The organism is Nevskia sp., assembly GCF_051860985.1.
GTDB lineage: Bacteria > Pseudomonadota > Gammaproteobacteria > Nevskiales > Nevskiaceae > Nevskia.
The window spans coordinates 116,793-132,947 of record NZ_JBIMKV010000012.1 but is presented as its reverse complement, the minus strand read 5'-3'; the positions used below and the strand labels follow the sequence as shown (position 1 = coordinate 132,947).

At 68.1% G+C, this 16,155-nt stretch carries 20 protein-coding genes and 1 pseudogene; 6 read left to right on the top strand and 15 right to left on the bottom strand.

Features of this window, described 5'->3' with window-relative positions; all coding sequences use genetic code 11:
• The first annotated feature begins 328 nt into the window (after positions 1-328).
• The gene (locus ACTIGJ_RS13425; RefSeq protein ID WP_439640835.1) at positions 329-928 is read left to right on the top strand and encodes a TetR/AcrR family transcriptional regulator; all 600 of its coding nucleotides are present in this window, start codon (positions 329-331) and stop codon (positions 926-928) included.
• 103 nt (positions 929-1,031) lie between these two features.
• On the opposite strand, the gene ACTIGJ_RS13420 is transcribed toward ACTIGJ_RS13425, so the two are convergent.
• The 5 genes and pseudogenes from ACTIGJ_RS13420 to ACTIGJ_RS13400 all read right to left on the bottom strand — a co-directional run bounded on the left by ACTIGJ_RS13420 (position 1,032) and on the right by ACTIGJ_RS13400 (position 3,459).
• Positions 1,032-1,313: an antibiotic biosynthesis monooxygenase gene (locus ACTIGJ_RS13420; protein ID WP_439640834.1), complete on the bottom strand. Its 282-nt coding sequence runs from the start codon at positions 1,311-1,313 to the stop codon at positions 1,032-1,034.
• The gene (locus ACTIGJ_RS13415) at positions 1,310-1,864 is read right to left on the bottom strand and encodes a GNAT family N-acetyltransferase (RefSeq protein ID WP_439640833.1); all 555 of its coding nucleotides are present in this window, start codon (positions 1,862-1,864) and stop codon (positions 1,310-1,312) included. The genes ACTIGJ_RS13420 and ACTIGJ_RS13415 overlap by 4 nt, the downstream gene beginning before the upstream one ends.
• On the bottom strand, positions 1,854-2,504 hold the full coding sequence (locus ACTIGJ_RS13410) for a 2-hydroxychromene-2-carboxylate isomerase (RefSeq protein WP_439640832.1): 651 nt from the start codon (positions 2,502-2,504) through the stop codon (positions 1,854-1,856). Before ACTIGJ_RS13410 ends, ACTIGJ_RS13415 begins: the two co-directional genes overlap by 11 nt.
• Positions 2,501-2,917, bottom strand: a pseudogene (locus tag ACTIGJ_RS13405) (dienelactone hydrolase family protein); the annotation flags it as partial. The gene ACTIGJ_RS13410 and the pseudogene ACTIGJ_RS13405, both read right to left, overlap by 4 nt.
• 38 nt (positions 2,918-2,955) lie before the next feature.
• The gene (locus tag ACTIGJ_RS13400) at positions 2,956-3,459 is read right to left on the bottom strand and encodes a cupin domain-containing protein (protein ID WP_439640831.1); all 504 of its coding nucleotides are present in this window, start codon (positions 3,457-3,459) and stop codon (positions 2,956-2,958) included.
• Positions 3,460-3,551: 92 nt separating this feature from the next.
• On the opposite strand from ACTIGJ_RS13400, the gene ACTIGJ_RS13395 reads away from it, so the two are divergent.
• Positions 3,552-4,523 (top strand): GlxA family transcriptional regulator, encoded by a 972-nt coding sequence (locus tag ACTIGJ_RS13395; protein ID WP_439640830.1) that lies wholly within the window; start codon positions 3,552-3,554, stop codon positions 4,521-4,523.
• Positions 4,524-4,551: 28 nt separating this feature from the next.
• On the opposite strand, the gene ACTIGJ_RS13390 is transcribed toward ACTIGJ_RS13395, so the two are convergent.
• Together ACTIGJ_RS13390 and ACTIGJ_RS13385 are read right to left on the bottom strand one after the other, a co-directional pair.
• Entirely contained in the window at positions 4,552-5,199 is a 648-nt protein-coding gene (locus ACTIGJ_RS13390) for a LysE family transporter (protein WP_439640829.1), read from the bottom strand.
• Positions 5,196-5,963, bottom strand: a complete 768-nt coding sequence (locus tag ACTIGJ_RS13385; protein ID WP_439640828.1) for a glutathione S-transferase N-terminal domain-containing protein — start codon at positions 5,961-5,963, stop codon at positions 5,196-5,198. The genes ACTIGJ_RS13390 and ACTIGJ_RS13385 overlap by 4 nt, the downstream gene beginning before the upstream one ends.
• A 134-nt stretch (positions 5,964-6,097) precedes the next feature.
• On the opposite strand from ACTIGJ_RS13385, the gene ACTIGJ_RS13380 reads away from it, so the two are divergent.
• The 4 genes from ACTIGJ_RS13380 to ACTIGJ_RS13365 all read left to right on the top strand — a co-directional run bounded on the left by ACTIGJ_RS13380 (position 6,098) and on the right by ACTIGJ_RS13365 (position 9,479).
• Positions 6,098-6,718, top strand: a complete 621-nt coding sequence (locus ACTIGJ_RS13380) for an RNA polymerase sigma factor (RefSeq protein WP_439640827.1) — start codon at positions 6,098-6,100, stop codon at positions 6,716-6,718.
• The gene (locus tag ACTIGJ_RS13375) at positions 6,715-7,371 is read left to right on the top strand and encodes a hypothetical protein (RefSeq protein ID WP_439640826.1); all 657 of its coding nucleotides are present in this window, start codon (positions 6,715-6,717) and stop codon (positions 7,369-7,371) included. The genes ACTIGJ_RS13380 and ACTIGJ_RS13375 overlap by 4 nt, the downstream gene beginning before the upstream one ends.
• 28 nt (positions 7,372-7,399) lie before the next feature.
• Entirely contained in the window at positions 7,400-8,473 is a 1,074-nt protein-coding gene (locus tag ACTIGJ_RS13370; protein WP_439640825.1) for a DUF4097 family beta strand repeat-containing protein, read from the top strand.
• Positions 8,474-8,549: 76 nt separating this feature from the next.
• Positions 8,550-9,479: a 5'-nucleotidase gene (locus ACTIGJ_RS13365; RefSeq protein ID WP_439640824.1), complete on the top strand. Its 930-nt coding sequence runs from the start codon at positions 8,550-8,552 to the stop codon at positions 9,477-9,479.
• A 26-nt stretch (positions 9,480-9,505) separates the two neighbouring features.
• On the opposite strand, the gene purH is transcribed toward ACTIGJ_RS13365, so the two are convergent.
• The 8 genes from purH to ACTIGJ_RS13325 all read right to left on the bottom strand — a co-directional run bounded on the left by purH (position 9,506) and on the right by ACTIGJ_RS13325 (position 16,147).
• The gene (purH, locus tag ACTIGJ_RS13360; protein ID WP_439640823.1) at positions 9,506-11,071 is read right to left on the bottom strand and encodes a bifunctional phosphoribosylaminoimidazolecarboxamide formyltransferase/IMP cyclohydrolase; all 1,566 of its coding nucleotides are present in this window, start codon (positions 11,069-11,071) and stop codon (positions 9,506-9,508) included.
• Positions 11,072-11,226: 155 nt separating this feature from the next.
• On the bottom strand, positions 11,227-11,556 hold the full coding sequence (locus tag ACTIGJ_RS13355; RefSeq protein WP_439640822.1) for a helix-turn-helix domain-containing protein: 330 nt from the start codon (positions 11,554-11,556) through the stop codon (positions 11,227-11,229).
• A gap of 150 nt (positions 11,557-11,706) precedes the next feature.
• Positions 11,707-12,585: a 50S ribosomal protein L11 methyltransferase gene (prmA, locus tag ACTIGJ_RS13350; RefSeq protein WP_439640821.1), complete on the bottom strand. Its 879-nt coding sequence runs from the start codon at positions 12,583-12,585 to the stop codon at positions 11,707-11,709.
• Positions 12,582-13,949: an acetyl-CoA carboxylase biotin carboxylase subunit gene (gene accC, locus ACTIGJ_RS13345; RefSeq protein WP_439640820.1), complete on the bottom strand. Its 1,368-nt coding sequence runs from the start codon at positions 13,947-13,949 to the stop codon at positions 12,582-12,584. The genes prmA and accC overlap by 4 nt, the downstream gene beginning before the upstream one ends.
• A gap of 12 nt (positions 13,950-13,961) precedes the next feature.
• On the bottom strand, positions 13,962-14,462 hold the full coding sequence (accB, locus tag ACTIGJ_RS13340) for an acetyl-CoA carboxylase biotin carboxyl carrier protein (protein ID WP_439640819.1): 501 nt from the start codon (positions 14,460-14,462) through the stop codon (positions 13,962-13,964).
• Positions 14,463-14,479: 17 nt separating this feature from the next.
• Positions 14,480-14,926: a type II 3-dehydroquinate dehydratase gene (gene aroQ, locus ACTIGJ_RS13335; RefSeq protein ID WP_439640818.1), complete on the bottom strand. Its 447-nt coding sequence runs from the start codon at positions 14,924-14,926 to the stop codon at positions 14,480-14,482.
• Between the two features lie 169 nt (positions 14,927-15,095).
• Complete coding sequence (locus ACTIGJ_RS13330; RefSeq protein WP_439640817.1) at positions 15,096-15,668, bottom strand: TlpA family protein disulfide reductase; 573 nt, start codon at positions 15,666-15,668, stop codon at positions 15,096-15,098.
• Positions 15,669-15,697: 29 nt separating this feature from the next.
• Positions 15,698-16,147 (bottom strand): protein-disulfide reductase DsbD domain-containing protein, encoded by a 450-nt coding sequence (locus ACTIGJ_RS13325; RefSeq protein ID WP_439640816.1) that lies wholly within the window; start codon positions 16,145-16,147, stop codon positions 15,698-15,700.
• Positions 16,148-16,155: the final 8 nt, after the last annotated feature.

Here is a 16,155-nt window from a genome sequence, read left to right as displayed (position 1 = left end):
CTGGTGTTGGCCGCTACACGGCCGGCGGTTGAGGAGGGGTGAGAACAGGCTTCCAGCGCTGGATCGACGGTGGCAGTCGACTACCTTGCAGCTTTGGGTAATGTTGATTACGATCAATCGCCTTCAGCGTTTCACCACGACGGCCGCTGGCGCGGCGGTCAGTTCCGTAGCTGGCCTGAAAGCGTGGCAACGAGCATAAAGACCGTGCCGCAGCGCGTCAAACCCTTGGTGGGCGCCGTGCGGCCGAACGTAACAACCATTACCGGACGAGTGCCAGACTATGCGTTTGAAAGCCGGCGGCGGTGCCGCAGATGGTGGAAGAGATGGCGTGCTTACCGCCGATCGCGCGGCGCTTGATCCGGATACCCGGGCGCGGATCGAGCAGGCGGTGCTCGACATCTTCTCCGAGAGGGAATTCCATCGCGTCGGGCTGATCGAGGTGGCGCGCGGCGCCAATGTCAGCCTGCAGACAATCTACAAGTACTACGGCAGCAAGGAGGCCCTACTTTTTTCCTGCCTCGACGCCTGGATGGGCCGGCTCGCCGCCCGGATGATCGACCACCTGCAGGGCATCGAGGATTTCAAGGAGAAGTTCCGCAAGGTGTTCTGGGTGACGCTCGATTTCTTCGAGAAGAACCCCAAGGTCGCCCAGCTGATCATGTCGTCGGTGTACGTCAACACCTGGCGCAAGCAGGACAACTACCAGAACCCGCTGCTGTTCAGCACCTTCATCCGCGTGCTTGGCGAGGGCCGCGCCAAGGGCGTGCTGAACGACGAGGTCGACGAGAAGATCCTGCTCGACTACATCTTCGGCGTCATCGCCCGCCTGGTGCAGATGTACATCCACCGAGGCCAGAAGGAACCGCTGACCCGGCAGGCCAACGTGCTGTTCGAGATGCTCTGGCGGGCGATCGCCAAGCCGGGCTGAACGGCGCTGCCGTCGGCTTTCGGATCAGGGACGGACGGTTATCCCTGCGAAGGCCTGTCGACGCGCGGTGTCGACGGATTGTTCGACCTCGCGAGCCCGGTGCTCAGAGAGTGCCGACCTCAAGCTCATGCAGGTAATGGAACTCGGGCGACTCGACTCCGGCCCTGCGACGCAGCGCCACCAGTTCCGCCGATTCGAAGAACGCGCGTGCCTCGTCGATGGAAGTCCACTGCGAGAAATGCACGACGCGCCGAGGCTCCCTGGCATCGCAAAGCAACGTGTAGCGGCGCTCACCCGCCGCTTTCCGGGCGCCGGCTGCAGCGTCGAAGATTGCCTTCCAGGCGGCGTAGTCGTGAACGCCATGAATGATCAGCACGTAGCTCATGGCCGCTCCACGGGTGGCGCGCGATGGCGCACAAGTGCCTTTTCCAGCGTGTCGATCGTCAGTCCGTCGACCCGCGGCTCGCCAACGCCGCCCGCAACTGGGTACGGGGTCACCAGTCCGGTCGGCAGGTAGCCGCGCCGACGATAGAAGGACAGCAGTTCCCGGCGCTGGGACAGCACCGAGATGCGGACTGTCGAGCAATGCCAGATATCTGCGGCATGCCGCTCCGCCTGTTCCAGCATCCGTTTGCCAAGGCCCGTGCACTGGCCGGCGGGCGCGACGGCCAGCATGCCGAGCAGACAGCGTGCGCCGTGATTGCGGATTTCCACGCAGGCCGCGATGCCGGTCGTCGTTCTGGCCACCAGGATGAGCCGGCCGGCCTGCGACAACGCGCTCCGGACCTGCGCAGCCGTGACGCGAGGACCGCTGACCAGCGCACTTTCATGCGTCCACCCGGCACCGCCCGGTGCTGGCCGGTACGCTGCATTGACCAGCTGCGCAATGGCGTCTGCATCCGCAGCCGTGGCGACCGCAATGTTGTCAGCGAGCATGTCGAGCACTCGCGAGTCGACGTTCCGCGCCGTAGGCCAGCGCCTCGTCCAGCCGGTCGTTGCCGCAGAACCGCGCGCCGTCGACGATGAAGCTTGGCGCGCCGGGCAGGCCGAGCGCCCGGGCCGTTTCCGTCTGAGCCTGCAGGGCCTGCCTGTTGGTCTCGCTCTGGGCCTCGGCGATGATCTGCTGCGCAGGCAGCCACAGTTCCGACAGCAGTTGTTCGACCAAGGCCGGATCCTCCAGATCGCAGGCCAGCGCGACGTTCAGCCGGGCTACCCGGCGGCAGTAGGCGCCGATCCAGCGTTGCTCCGCCCCGAGCATGGCGACCTGCAAGGCTAGCGGTGCCGATCGCGGGAAGCGGCCGGGCAGTCGCCATCGCGATGCCAGCTCGCGGCACTGCCTGGCCATGTCCTTCCAGCGGTATTCGCCCTTCCGCCGCTGCGGTACGGACGGCGACGTGCGCTGGCCCGGGGACTGCAAGACCGGCCCCAGCAGGAATGGCCTCCAGATCACCGGCAACTGATGCTTCATCGCTTCGGCTTCGATTCTCATGATGCTCAGGTGGCTGTCGCTGCTGGCGAAATCAAACCACAGCTCAATGCCGGGCGAGACTGCCGGACCCGTCGATGCGGGCCTCACGCGCCAAGCCGCTGGCGGAAATAGGCCAGGATTTCGTCGCGCGCCGCCAGCGTGGGCTGGCCGGCTTCGTCGATCAGGTGCGCGGTCACTACGCTGTGCGGACAGGCGACTACCTCGGTGAAGAGCGGAGGCGCGTCGGGATTCGCGGTGCTGTCCGGCAGGACGCGGGCGATGAATCGATCGCCCAGCGATTCGGCGTAGGCGGCGAAACGTTCTGCGCGGCAGTAGCGATCGCCCGCGAAGCGATAGGCGAGCACGCTCAGATGCTCGCGTTCCAAGCGGCTGGCGACGGCGGCCAGTTCGTCGGGCGCGATTTCCGGGCCGGCGGGGTCGTACAGCGGCAGGGTCGGCTGCGAGAGCACCGCCGCCAGCATCGACGGTTCCAGCATCGTCGTCAGCGCGGAATTCCCCGTATCGTCGAGAGGATCATCGGCGTGCCGCCATTGCGCGCTCATGCGCCGGCCCCGCCGGCGTCTGGATAGGGTCGTCCGTCCTTGTGAAAGAACGCCCAGCGCCCGTCGACCGGCAGCGCCCGCAGGTCGTCGTCCGGGTATTGGGCTTCATCGCCAGGCGTGCGGTCGCCGATCTCGAGATACAGCACGCCGGTCGACGTCCGGTTCTGCAGGCAATGCGCATCGCCGCTGCCGGCCTTGAATCCGGCGCACATGCCGGGCACCAGCACAGTCGCGCCGGCATCGGTGATCAGGGTCGGCGTGCCTTCGAGCACATAGACGAATTCGTCCTGGCGGCTATGGCAGTGCCGCAACGCCGATACCGCGCCCGGCTGCAGGTGGCAGAGATTGACGCCGAAATGGCCCAGGCCGAACAACTCGCCCAGCGGCCGTTTGTCGCGGCCGGCCATCCGCGAAGCAAAGGGTTCGGGATAGCGGGACCGCTGCAGGCGCAGCGGCGCTTCAGCGGCAGGGATCGCGACGGCGGGGCGGGACATGGGCATTCCGAAGGGCGGTGACGGCTTGCATTACGCGCTTCCGATACCAAGAATGGCATTGTCAGATTTGACTTTATTCAAGCTTTTTCAGACATACGATGGATTTCACGATCCTGGTCATGCGGGGCGCTTTCGCGACGGCCGTCGCGGCTTCCCTTGATTTGCTGTCGGCAGCGGCGACGATCGCGCCTCGGCTGAAGCAGGCAGCTCCCCGCTGGCGGGTCGTGACGCCTGGCGGCGGCCAGGTGTGTCTCAGCAATGGCTTGTCGATCGAAGCGCAGGCCTTGAAAGCATCGGCCAGGTCGGATGACTCGCTGTGGGTCGTCCCCGGGCTGGCGACCAACACCCCGGCCGCAGTCGATGCACGCCTGCTCGAGCCCGACGCCGCGCAAGCCGCGCAGGCCTTGCAGGCGCATGTCGACCATGACGGCATCGTCGCGGCGTCCTGTTCGGCCGTGTTCCTGCTGCAGGCAGCAGCGCTGCTGAACCAACGCAAGGCGACAACCACCTGGTGGCTGGCCCCGCACCTGAAAGCACGCGCACCCGCCTGCGCGGTCGATGCCAACCGGATGGTGAGCCGTGACGGGCCGATCTGGACGGCCGGCGCCGCGTTCGCGCACACCGACCTGATGCTGCAGTTGCTGCGTTCGCACTGCGGCGGCGAACTGGCGGAAGCAGTGGCCCGGGCGCTGCTGATTGATGGGCGCGAAGCGCAGGCGCCCTTCATCGTGCCGGCCATGATGGCCAATGGCGATGCACTGGTCGCCGAGCTGAGCGCCAAAATCGAGGCGTCGCTTCCGGAGGTGCCGAGCATCGTCGAGCTGGCGGCGACGCTGTGCATGTCGGAGCGCACGCTGAGTCGCCGGGTCCAGGCGGCAACCGGTCGCAGCACGTCCGCGCTGGTCCAGTTCGTTCGCCTGAAGCGCGCGCGCCTGTTGCTGGAAACCAGCCAGCTGCCGGTGGAGCGGATCGCCGAGCAGGTGGGTTACCGGGATGCCACGGCGCTGCGTCGGCTGATGAGGAAGACCTTCGCGGCCACGCCACGGCAGTTCCGGAAGCGGGCGCACTGAACTGCAGAGCCCGGCGGCAGCGCCGGATTCAGCGCTGCAGCAGCGCCGCCAGCATGCCCAGCGCCAGCGCGATCAGCAGCACGCCCATCACGCGGTCGATCCAGTGGGCGACGCCGAGCAGGCGCCGGCGCACCGCCGGGTGGCCGAGCGTCCAGGCCACGAAGCTGAACCACAGGCCGGTGGCGACGATCATCCAGGCGCTCAGCGCCAGTTTCAGCGCGGTCGAGGTCGCGCCGGTGATGACCGCCGAACACAGGGCGACGAAGAACAGCATCGCCTTGACGTTCAGCAGATTGGTGGCCAGCCCGATGGTGAAATCGCCGCCGGCAGCGCGCTGGCCGTCGGCCGTCGCTGCGCTGGCCGGATCGGTCAGCGGCCGGGCGCGGATCGCGCCCCAGCCGATCCACAGCAGTAGCGCCGCCCCGACCAGCTGCAGCAGCTGCAGCAGCGCCGGGTAGCGTTCGATTGCGAAAGCCAGCCCAAACATGCCGTAGGCGACATGGAAGGTGATGCCGCTGGCGATGCCGAGCGCGGTCAGCAGGCCGGCCCGGCGGCCGTGCGCCAGTGTCTGCCGGGTGATCACCGCCAGATCCGGTCCCGGGCTCATCACCGCCAGCGCGTGGGCGAGGGCGACCGTCGCGAACAGCGACGCAGGGCTGGCCAGCGCGCTGCTCACGCGGCGTAGATGCGATCGAGGTAGCTCAGGATCGCCTCGGACTCGAACATCTCGGTGCCGGTGTTCGGATCGACCAGGTACGGCACCTGCACGCGGCCGGCGCGGGACAGCAGCGCCACGCGGTTGCGACCTTCCACCGGCAGCTCGGGGAAGAACGTCGAGCGAATCTGCGGCGGGCCGACATCCTCCCAGCGCGCCTTGGCGGTGTTGTGCAGCACGTAGGGCAGTTCCAGTTCGCAGAGGCGCTCGCGCACCAGCCGCGAGTACGGGCTCGCTTCGAAGCTGTACAGCGCCAGCGGCTGCGCTGGCGCTTTCGAAGGCGCCGCCTTCAGGCCGCGTGCTGCGCGCGCCAGTGTGGTGGTGACCGATGCCGCGATCGACGCCGTGCGCCGCAGGCCGCGCGGCGCACGCAGCTGGCCGCCGTAGGTTTCGGCCAGGTAGTCGATGATGTCGGCCGATTCGTGCAGCGAGCGGCCGGTGTTGGGGTCGACCAGGAACGGGAACAGGGACTTGCCGCCGAGCTGCACCGCTTCCGGTCGGAACCGGGTACCGCCGGCCGGGCAGGGCAGGATCAGCACGTCCAGATCCATTTCGCTGAGCGCCTCGCGGACCAGCCGGCAGAACGGGCTGGCCTCGAACTCGTACAGCCGCAGCAGCTTCTCGGGCTGCCGGGTGGTCGGCCGGAACGAGAGACTGCCGCGCCAGCCGCGGGCGGTGGACGCGAGCACGGAACTGGCAACCTTCAGCTGATGGACAACGGACATGGGCAGGAGGCCTGGAAAGTGGATGCGATGGACGGGCCGGAAGGCGCCGTGAACGGTCGTATTATCAGGCCGCTTCCGGCGCGACGGCGGGCCTGGCTTCAAACCCTCGCCGCCGCTGGCGCATCCGAGCAGCAATGACGACCGCGACCCTGACCATGACGATGGACGCTGCCCTGCCTGCCGCAGCCGCAGGCCCGGACGCCGGGCCCGAGGATCATCAGCTGGCGCGTCTGGCGGCAGCCGGTGACGCCCGGGCGTTCGAGCAGCTGTACCGCGCCAATGTCGATCGCATTTACGGCCTGTGCCTGCGCCTCTGCCACGGCGATGTCGCCCGTGCCGAGCAGGCCACCCAGGATGCCTTCGTTCGCGCCTGGGAAAAGCTCGGCAGCTTTCGTGGCGAAAGCCGCTTCAGCACCTGGATGCACCGGCTGACGGTCAACGTCGTGCTCGGCGAGCATCGCCTGCTGCGCCGCTGGGTGACCTTCGAGGATGAGTTCCAGCCCGGCGCCGACGGCGAAGCCGGCAGCGCCGGCCTGGACCCCATCGAGCCGATCCGCCAGGAAGATCTCGGCAGCCGCATCGATCTGGAGCGGGCGCTGGCCAAGCTGCCGAAAGGCGCCCGCACCGTGCTGATGCTGTACGACGTGGAGGGCTACCAGCACGACGAGATCAGCGAGCTGACCGGCATTGCCGTCGGCACCTCGAAGGCGCAGCTGCACCGCGCGCGCCGCCTGCTGCAGGCGATGCTGTCATGAGTGGCCACACTGACCCGCAGCGTCCGGCGTCGCCGGAGCCGGCAGCACCGTCCGCCGCGCTGGCGGCGCTGCGTCGCGACCAGGCGCCGGGCCGCGACCTGTGGCCCGGCATCGCCGCCCGCCTGGCCGATCCGGCCGAGCGCGAACAGCTGACGCTTCCCGAGGCGCTGGCCACCGAGCTGCGGATGTTGAGCCGCGATCTGGCGCCGGCGCAGGACCTGTGGACCGGCATCGCCGCCCGGATCGACAGCCGCGCGCCGCGCCGCCGGCTGCGGTTGCGCGGCTGGGCGGCGGCTGCTTCGCTGGCGGCCTCTCTGCTGGTCGTGATCGGCCTTGTCGCCGAGCGCGGGCAGGCGACGGCCGAGGTGGCGAAGGCGCCGCTGCGGCCGTCCGCCGAAGCCTTTGCGGCCACCATCGGCTACACCCGCGGCGGCGAGGAAGCGGCGGCGCTGCAGCGCGCCAGCTACCGGCCGATGTCCCGCGAAGCGCGTGCGCTGGTGCGCGCCAACCTGAAGATCGTCAACAGCGCCGAGGCGCAGATCGAAAAGGCGATGGCCGCTGATCCCGATGACGCCGCTTACCTGCAGACGCTGCTCGACAGCGCCCGCCAGCAGCAGCGCGGCCTGCAGGCCGCGCTGGCTGCGTCGCCCTGAATTGCTGTTTGTCCCGAGACCTCACGCCATGTTCCGCCCGCGTTCTCACCGCATCGCCATCCTCGCTGCCGCCTGGCTGGCCGCCAGCCTGCCGGCAGCGGCCGTCGAAGCCCCGGCCGCGCCGGCCGCCCCGCGTTCGCAGCCGCTGAGCGCCGATCTCCAAGGCTCCGCCGAGCACCGATTCGAGCAGATGGCGGAGGCCGAGGCGCTGCGCATCGAGGCGATGGTCGCCGCCGCCGAGGCGGAAGCCGGCAGCGCCACGCGCTACGGCAGCAGCGACGCCGGCGGCGCGGTGATCGACCAGCTCCGGTCGCTGAAGTCGAACGGCCGTGTCTATGTCAACAACGTCGCCGGCATCATCGACGTGTCGGTCTGGGACCGGAACGAGGTGCAGATCGGCGGCCGGCTCGGCAGCAGCCAGGACACGCTGGACATCAGCGGCGACAGCAACGAGCTGAGTGTCGTGGTCAAGCTGCCGAAGAAATCGCGCAGCAGCCATGACACGGTGCTGGAGCTGAAGGTGCCGGGCAATGCCCGCGTCGACCTGGAATCGGTCAGCGCCGATGTCGTCATCAACGGCGCGCGCGGGCCGGTGAAGGTCAACACCGTCAGCGGCGACATGCGTCTGGTGCTGGCCTCGCCGGAGGTCGTCGTGCAGACCGTCAGCGGCGATCTGAAGCTGAAGGCGCCGGCGGCGCGCACGACCCGTATCAACAGCGTCAGCGGCGACCTCGAGCTGGACGGTCTGGGCGGCGCGCTGGCGCTGGAAACGGTGTCCGGCAATGTCGAGCTGCTACGCGGTGGCCGCTTCTCCGAGATGAAGCTGAAGTCGATCAGCGGCGACATGCGCCTGGATGTCGCGCTCGATGCGGCGGCTCAGATCAGCGGCCAGTCGCTGTCGGGCGAGATCACCATGATCGTGCCGCAGTCGCTGGCCGGCACGGCGGTGCTGAAAAGCTTCAGCGGCGATGTCGAATGCGAAGGCGCACGCACGGTGGAGAACCACGCCAGCCGCAAGCGCGAATACGTCTGGGGCGATGGCCGCGGCGCACGCGTGGATCTGTCGAGCTTCAGCGGCGATATCCGCATCGAGCGCAAGTAGCGCGGGCCGCAGGCCGGCAGCCGGACGCGATCCGCTACGATCCGCGCGTTATCGCTGCCGCCCTGCCTGAAAGCCGATGCCCTATGACCTCGCGTCCCGACTGGTGGTCGGGCTCGCGTCCAGCGCGCTGTTCGATCTGCGCGAATCCCACCAGGTGTTCCGCGAATCCGGCGAGGAGGTCTACCGCCAGTACCAGCGCGAGCATCGCCACCGCGTGCTGGCGCCCGGTGTGGCATTTCCGTTCATCAAGCGGCTGCTGTCGCTGAACAGCCTGCGGCCCGGCGATCCGCTGGTCGAGGTGATCCTGCTGTCGAAGAACGATCCCGACACCGGCCTGCGGGTCATGGATTCGATCGCCGCCCACGGTCTGGGCATCAGCCGCGCAGTGTTCCTGCAGGGACGCTCGCCGCACCCGTACATCGATGCGCTGGAGATCAGCCTGTTCCTGTCCGCCGACGAGGCCGACGTGCGCGCCGCCAACGCCGCCGGCCACGCGGCGGGGCAGGTCATGGATTCGGCGTTCGTCGATCAGGACGGCGACGAGGAACTGCGCATCGCCTTCGATTTCGACGGCGTGCTGGCCGACGATCAGTCGGAAGCGGTGTTCCAGAGCGCCGGCCTCGACGAGTTCCACCAGCACGAACGCCGCCACGCGGCGATCCCGGTCAGCCCGGGACCGCTGGCGCCGTTCCTGCGCAAGCTGCGGCACATCCAGGCGATCGAGGACGAGCGGGCGCTGACCGATCGGAGCTACGAGCGCCGGCTGCGGGTCTCGATCGTCACGGCGCGCAATGCACCGGCGCACGAGCGGGTGGTGACCACGCTGCGCGACTGGGGCGTCAACGCCAACGAGGCGTTCTTTCTCGGCGGCATCGAGAAGCGGCAGGTGCTGGCGGTGCTGAAGCCGCACATCTTCTTCGACGACCAGCAGAGCCATCTGCGGCCGGCGGCGGCCGACCTGCCCTGCGTGCACATTCCGTTCGGAGCACTGAACCGGCCACGCTGAACGCGGCCGGTTCAGCGCCCGCGCGATCAGTGCCGGAAGTGGCGCACGCCGGTGAACACCATCGCCATGCCGGCTTCATCGGCGGCCGCGATCACCTCAACGTCGCGCATCGAGCCGCCCGGCTGGATGACCGCGACGATGCCGGCCTTGGCGGCCGCATCGATGCCGTCGCGGAACGGGAAGAAGGCGTCCGAGGCCATCACCGAACCGGCCACCACCAGCTTTTCATCGGCGGCCTTGATGCCGGCAATGCGGGCTGAATAGACGCGGCTCATCTGGCCGGCGCCGACGCCGATCGTCTGGCGATTCTTCGCGTAGACGATGGCGTTGGACTTCACGAACTTGGCGACCTTCCAGGCGAAGATCAGGTCGTGCAGCTCGGCCTCGGTGGGTGCGCGCTTCGTCACCACCTTCAGCTCGGCTTCCGTGATCATCCGGGTATCGGCGGTCTGGATCAGCAGGCCGGAGCCGACGCGCTTGATGTCGTGGCTGTTGTGCTCGGCACCCGCCGGAATGAGCAGCACGCGGACATTGGCCTTGGTCTTGAGGACTTCCAACGCCTCGTTCGAGTAGCTCGGCGCCAGCAGCACTTCGATGAACTGGCGGCCGACCATCGTGCTCGCGGTCGCCGCATCGACTTCGCGGTTGAAGGCGATGATGCCGCCGAAAGCGCTCGTGGGATCGGTCTGGTAGGCCAGTTCGTAGGCCTGGCCGATGCCATCGAGGCTGACCGCGACACCGCAGGGATTGGCGTGCTTGACGATCACGCAGGCCGGCTTGACGAAGCTGCGCACGCATTCCCAGGCGGCATCGGCATCGGCGATGTTGTTGTAGGACAGCTCCTTGCCTTGCAGCTGCTGGAAGGTGCCGAGCGTACCGGGCAGCGGGTTCAGGTCGCGGTAGAACGCAGCGCTCTGGTGCGGGTTCTCGCCGTAGCGCAGGTCCATGACCTTCTCGAAACGCAGGTTGGCCTGGCCCGGGAATGCCGCCTTGCTGCCGTCTGCTTCGATCGCCGACAGGTAGTCGCTGATAGCGGCGTCGTAGGCGGCCACGCCGTTGAACGCGGCGACCGCGAGCCGGAAGCGGGTGGCCTTCGTGATGCCGCCTTCGCGGTCGAGTTCAGCGAGCAGTTCGGCGTACTGGGAAGCCTTGGTCACGACAGCGACATCGGCGTGGTTCTTCGCGGCCGAACGCAGCATCGCCGGGCCGCCGATGTCAATGTTCTCGATTGCATCCTCGAACGTGTGATCGGGCTTGGCGACCGTTGCCTCGAACGGATAGAGGTTCAGCACCAGGATGTCGATCGGGGCGATGCCGTGCTCGGCCATCACCGCGTCGTCGGTGCCGCGCCGGCCGAGCAGGCCGCCGTGGATCTTCGGATGCAGCGTCTTGACGCGGCCGTCCATCATTTCCGGGAAGCCGGTGTGCGCCGACACTTCGGTGACCGCCACGCCCTTGTCGCGCAGCAGCTTGAAGGTGCCGCCGGTCGACAGCAGCTCGATGCCGCGCTGGCTCAAGGCCTGCGCCAGTTCGACGATGCCGGACTTGTCGGAGACGGACAGCAGGGCGCGGCGCGGTTTCAGCAGGGTCATGGTGGTTTCGTGGGTTGGAACGGCATCAACAGCGGGGTGTCAGGGAAGGCCAGCCAGCAGGCGCGTTGCGGTCGATCGACAGGCCTGCAGGTCCGGTGAAGCTGCCTTGCGTGGTCGCAGCCTTGCCGGCGGCACGCGCGCTTTCCGGCAGCAGCTCAGCGCGTGCTGATGCCGTACTGGGTGAGCTTCTTGCGCAGCGTGGCGCGGTTCAGGCCGAGCAGTTCGGCGGCACGCGACTGGTTGCCATCGCAGTAGTCGAGCGTGGCGCGCAGCAGCGGCGGTTCGACCTGTTCGAGCACGGTGTCGTACAGGTTCAGGGTCTTCGGCGCGTGGCCGTTCAGCGTCCGGAAGTACGCTTCCATGCACTCGGCAACCGAGGTGCACAGCGGCTTGCTGTCGTCGCTGCGGACCGCCGGAACACGGGATTCCGGGGACCCGGCATCGGCCGGCTTCGCGTCGGCGGCGTGGGGGTTCAGGGAGGACATGGCGCTCGACCGCGATGACCGACAGCACTGCCGACGTCATCACTTGTTCACAAAGGGGACGGGGATGATACCGACGGACCCCGGAGGCCGGTAGTTCCGTTCGTCACATGACGGCCGCTGCTCGCGTCCCCCCACCCGTCAATCCTGGTATCAGCCGCGTTTGACGCCGCTGATGCGGTTCCAGCCGTCGCGTTCGCCATCGGCTTCGAAGTCGAACCACGGCGCGTAGGCGGCGCGCACTTCCTCGGCCTGCCGTTCGAGCAGCCCGGCCAGCACGATGTGGCCGCCGGCGCGGGTCGCGGCCGCCAGCTTCGGTGCCAGTTCGATCAGCGGCCGCGCCAGGATGTTGGCCAGCACGAGGTCGAACTGCGGCAGCGGCGGATGGTCGATGCCGGCGCAGCGGATCCTTTCGGCCACCTGGTTGGTGGCGGCGTTGTCGAGCGTGGCGGTGATCGCCTGCGGATCGATGTCGATCGCCAGCGCCGAGGCTGCACCCAGCTTCAGGGCCGCGATCGCCAGTACGCCGGAACCGCAGCCGTAGTCGAGCACGGCCGCGCGGTCGATCGCGTTCAGCGACAGCCAGTCGAGACACATCGAGGTGCTCGGATGGGTACCGGTGCCGAAAGCCAGACCCGGATCGAGATGGACGATCACCGCGTCTCGCGCGGTCACTTCGCAGCCGGTCGGGCAGATCCACAGCCGCTCGCCGAACTGCATCGCTTCGGCATGATCGAGCCAGGCGCGCACCCAGTCGCGATCCTCGACCGTCAGCAGCTCGGTGCCGGCCGTGTCGCCGTCCGGCAACTGCTCGGCAAGGGCGGCGCGCACGGTAACCAGATCGGTGCCGGCATTGAACAGGCCACGCGTGATGGTGGCCGGCCACAGCGGCGTTTCACCCGGCAGCGGCTCGAGCACCGGCACATCGGCGGCGTCTGTCATGGTCACCGACAGCGCGCCGCAGGCCAGCAGGATTTCCTCGGCGAACTCCGGGTGGTGGCTGGCAACGGCCAGCTCGACCCATGTGCTCAATGTGCGTCGCCGGTGCCGCCCGCCGCCTTGTCGAGCATCGACGCCAGGTAGTGGATGTGATGGGTGCCAGCGCAGAACACCGGATCGTTGAGGATCATCTGCTGCAGCGGGATGTTGGTGACGATGCCTTCGACGATCATCTCGTCGAGCGCCGTGCGCATGCGGGCGATCGCGCTTTCCCGCGTCGGGCCGTGGACGATCAGCTTGCCGATCATCGAGTCGTAGTTCGGCGGCACGCGGTAGCCGGCGTAGACGTGGCTGTCCATGCGCACGCCGGGCCCGCCCGGCGTGTGCCACTTCTTCACCTCGCCCGGGCTCGGCGTGAACTTGAACGGATCTTCGGCGTTGATGCGGCACTCGATCGCATGGCCGGTGATGCGGATGTCTTCCTGCTTGAACGGCAGCGGTTCGCCGGCCGCCACGCGGATCTGCTGCGCGATCAGGTCGACGCCGGTGATCATCTCTGTCACCGGATGCTCGACCTGAATGCGGGTGTTCATCTCGATGAAGTAGAAGCGGCCGTTCTCGTACAGGAACTCCATCGTGCCGGCGCCGCGGTAGCCGATGCGCTTGCAGGCATCGGTGCACAGCTTGCCGATCTCGGCGCGCTGCGCCGGCGTGATGCCGGGCGCGGTCGCTTCCTCGATGACCTTCTGGTTGCGGCGCTGCATCGAGCAGTCGCGTTCGCCGAGGAACACGGCATTGCCGTGCTCGTCGGCCAGCACCTGGATCTCGATGTGGCGCGGCACTTCGAGATACTTCTCGAGGAACACCGAGCCGTCCTTGAATGCCTGCAGCGCTTCCTGGCGGGCGATCTTGATCGAGCCGATCAGGTCGGCGGGCTTGCGCACGACATGCATGCCGCGTCCGCCGCCACCGAAGGCGGCCTTGATCAGCACCGGGTAGCCGACCTTCTCGGCGATCGCCAGGCACTCGGCCTCGTCGTCCGGCAGGATGCCGTCGGAGCCGGGCACGCAGGGCACGCCGGCGGCGATCATCTCGGCCTTGGCGGTGGTCTTGCCGCCCATCAGGCGAATGGTTTCCGAGCGCGGGCCGATGAACACGAAGCCGCTCTTCTCGACCGACTCCGCGAAGTCGGCGTTCTCGGAGAGAAAGCCGTAACCGGGGTGGATGGCATCGGCCTGCGTCACTTCGGCGGCCGAAATGATCGCCGCCATGTTCAGGTAGCTGCCGGTGGCCGCAGCACCGCCGATGCAGACGGTCTCGTCGGCCAGGCGGACATGCTTTAAGTCACGGTCGGCGGTGGAGTGCACGGCCACCGTCTTGATGCCGAGTTCTCGGCAGGCGCGCAGGATGCGCAGCGCGATTTCGCCTCGGTTGGCGATCAGGATCTTGTTGAACATGGCGCGGCGCGCTTACTCGATCACGAACATCGGCTGGTCGAATTCCACCGGCTTCTCGTTGTCGACCAGGATCTCGACGACCACGCCGGACTTGTCCGACTCGATCTGGTTGAGCATCTTCATCGCTTCGATGATGCACAGCGTCTGGCCGGCCTTGACCGTCTGGCCCACTTCGACGAACGCCTTCGCACCCGGCGACGGCGTGCGATAGAAGGTGCCGACCATCGGCGCCTTGACCACATGGCGGTTCTCGGCGGCCTTCGGCGCAGCGGCCGGGGCTGCCGCAGGCGCTTCAGCCGCCGGGGCTGCGGCCGGGGCGGCAGCCGGTGCCGGTGCACTGGCCGGCGCGGCCAGCGGCTGCGGCGCGGCAGCGTAGTACTGCGGCGGCGCCTGCATCGCGCCGGTCGGATAACGCGAGATGCGCACCGATTCCTCGCCTTCCTTGACCTCCAGCTCGGCGATGCCCGATTCCTCGACGAGGTCGATCAGCGTCTTGATCTTGCGCAAATCCATGGTGTTCCTGCTCCCCATTACGTGTGTGGTGCCAGCCGTGCGTGTACGGCAGTGAGCGCGAGTTGGTAACCGATGGGGCCCAGCCCCACAATCACACCCTGCGCGATGTCGGAAAAGTACGAGTGATGCCGGAAAGCGTCGCGCGCGTGCACGTTCGACAGATGCACTTCGACGAACGGAATCGCCACGCCCAGCAGGGCGTCGCGCAGGGCGATCGAGGTATGCGTGTAGGCGCCGAAGTTGGCGATGATGAAGGCGGTGCCGTCGGCCCGGGCGGCGTGCACGCGATCGACCAGCGCGCCTTCGTGATTGCTCTGGAAGCAGGCCAGCTGGTGACCCAGGGTGGCCGCCTGCGCGGTCAGCGACTGTTCGACGTCGGCCAGCGTCGCAGCACCATAGATCGTCGGCTCGCGGGAGCCGAGCAGATTCAGGTTGGGGCCGTTCAGCAGCAGCAGTCGACTCACACGACGCGCTCGTCAACAGAAGAACCCGGATTCTGCCCGAAGCCTTGGCAGCGTACAAACGGAAAATCAAATTGCCAGAAGATGGCTGCCGATCCGTCGGGTTTGGAGACAGATCGGCGCAAAGCAGGCCTCGGAAGCGGCCGTTCCGAAGGGCCGTGGCAGGCGCCGTTCAGCGCGGCAGGTTTTTCTCGATCAGCGCCACCAGTTCGGCTTCGCTGTACTCCCCGAGCTGGCGTTCCAGCACCCGGCCGTCGGCGGCGATCACCACCGAGAACGGCAGGCCGCCCTGTTCGTTGCCGAGCTTGGTCATCAGGTCGAGGATGTCTTCGGGCGTGCCGACCGCCACCGGATAGTTGAACTGCAGGCCGGGTGCGGCGCGGCGGGCGTCCTCGATGTCGTCGACCGCAGGACCGATGATCTGCAGGCCCTTCGCGCCGTAGCGCGCCTGCATCTGCACCAGCACCGGAATCTCGTGCAGGCAGGGCGCACACCAGGTGGCCCAGAAATTGACGATCAGCAGCTTGCCCCGGTAGTCGTCCAGCGAAAACGCGCGGCCGTCGAGTTCCGCCAGCTTGAGCCCGGCCGGCAGGCGTTCGTTGTCGCCGGCCGGCGTGCTGCCGACCTGTGCGGTGTCATCGGCATCCGGCTGGGCGCCGGGCCGCAGCAGGAACACGGCAACGCCGGCGGCAAGGGCAACGAGGCAGGCGGCGATGATCGCCAGGTTTGGACGAGCGGAGGACATGGGGCGAGGAGGGCGGGCCGGCAGGGAGTCTAGGGAGTCGCGATGTCGACGGTGCGGGTCACTGGCGGGTAGCAGACGCCGGCTTCGGCGCAGCCTTGCCAGCGCAGCCGCAGCCGGGTCGGCACGCGCTGGCCGGCCGCGAACGGCAGGTCGGCGTCGAGCGTGGTCGTGTAGGTCTCGACATCGCCGAAGTGTTCGTCGTGCCGGGGCTGGCCCGGCGGCAGGCGCAGTGCCGGCAGCGCCGCGCCGCCATCGGCGGGCTCGACGGCCAGGCGATGGCGGTACAGGTAGTAGCCGGGCGCGATCAGCCAGCTCAGGTGGATGCCACCCGGGTCGCGCCGCGCCTCGACCAGCTGGAACGCCTGGTCGGCGGTCAGCAGCGCCGCCTCGCCCTGCGGCCTGCGGCTCAGATCGAGCGCGCGGCTGCCCAGGCTGGTGCCGAGCAGCGACAGCAGGAGGATCAGGCGGATCAGCGGCATCGGGCGTT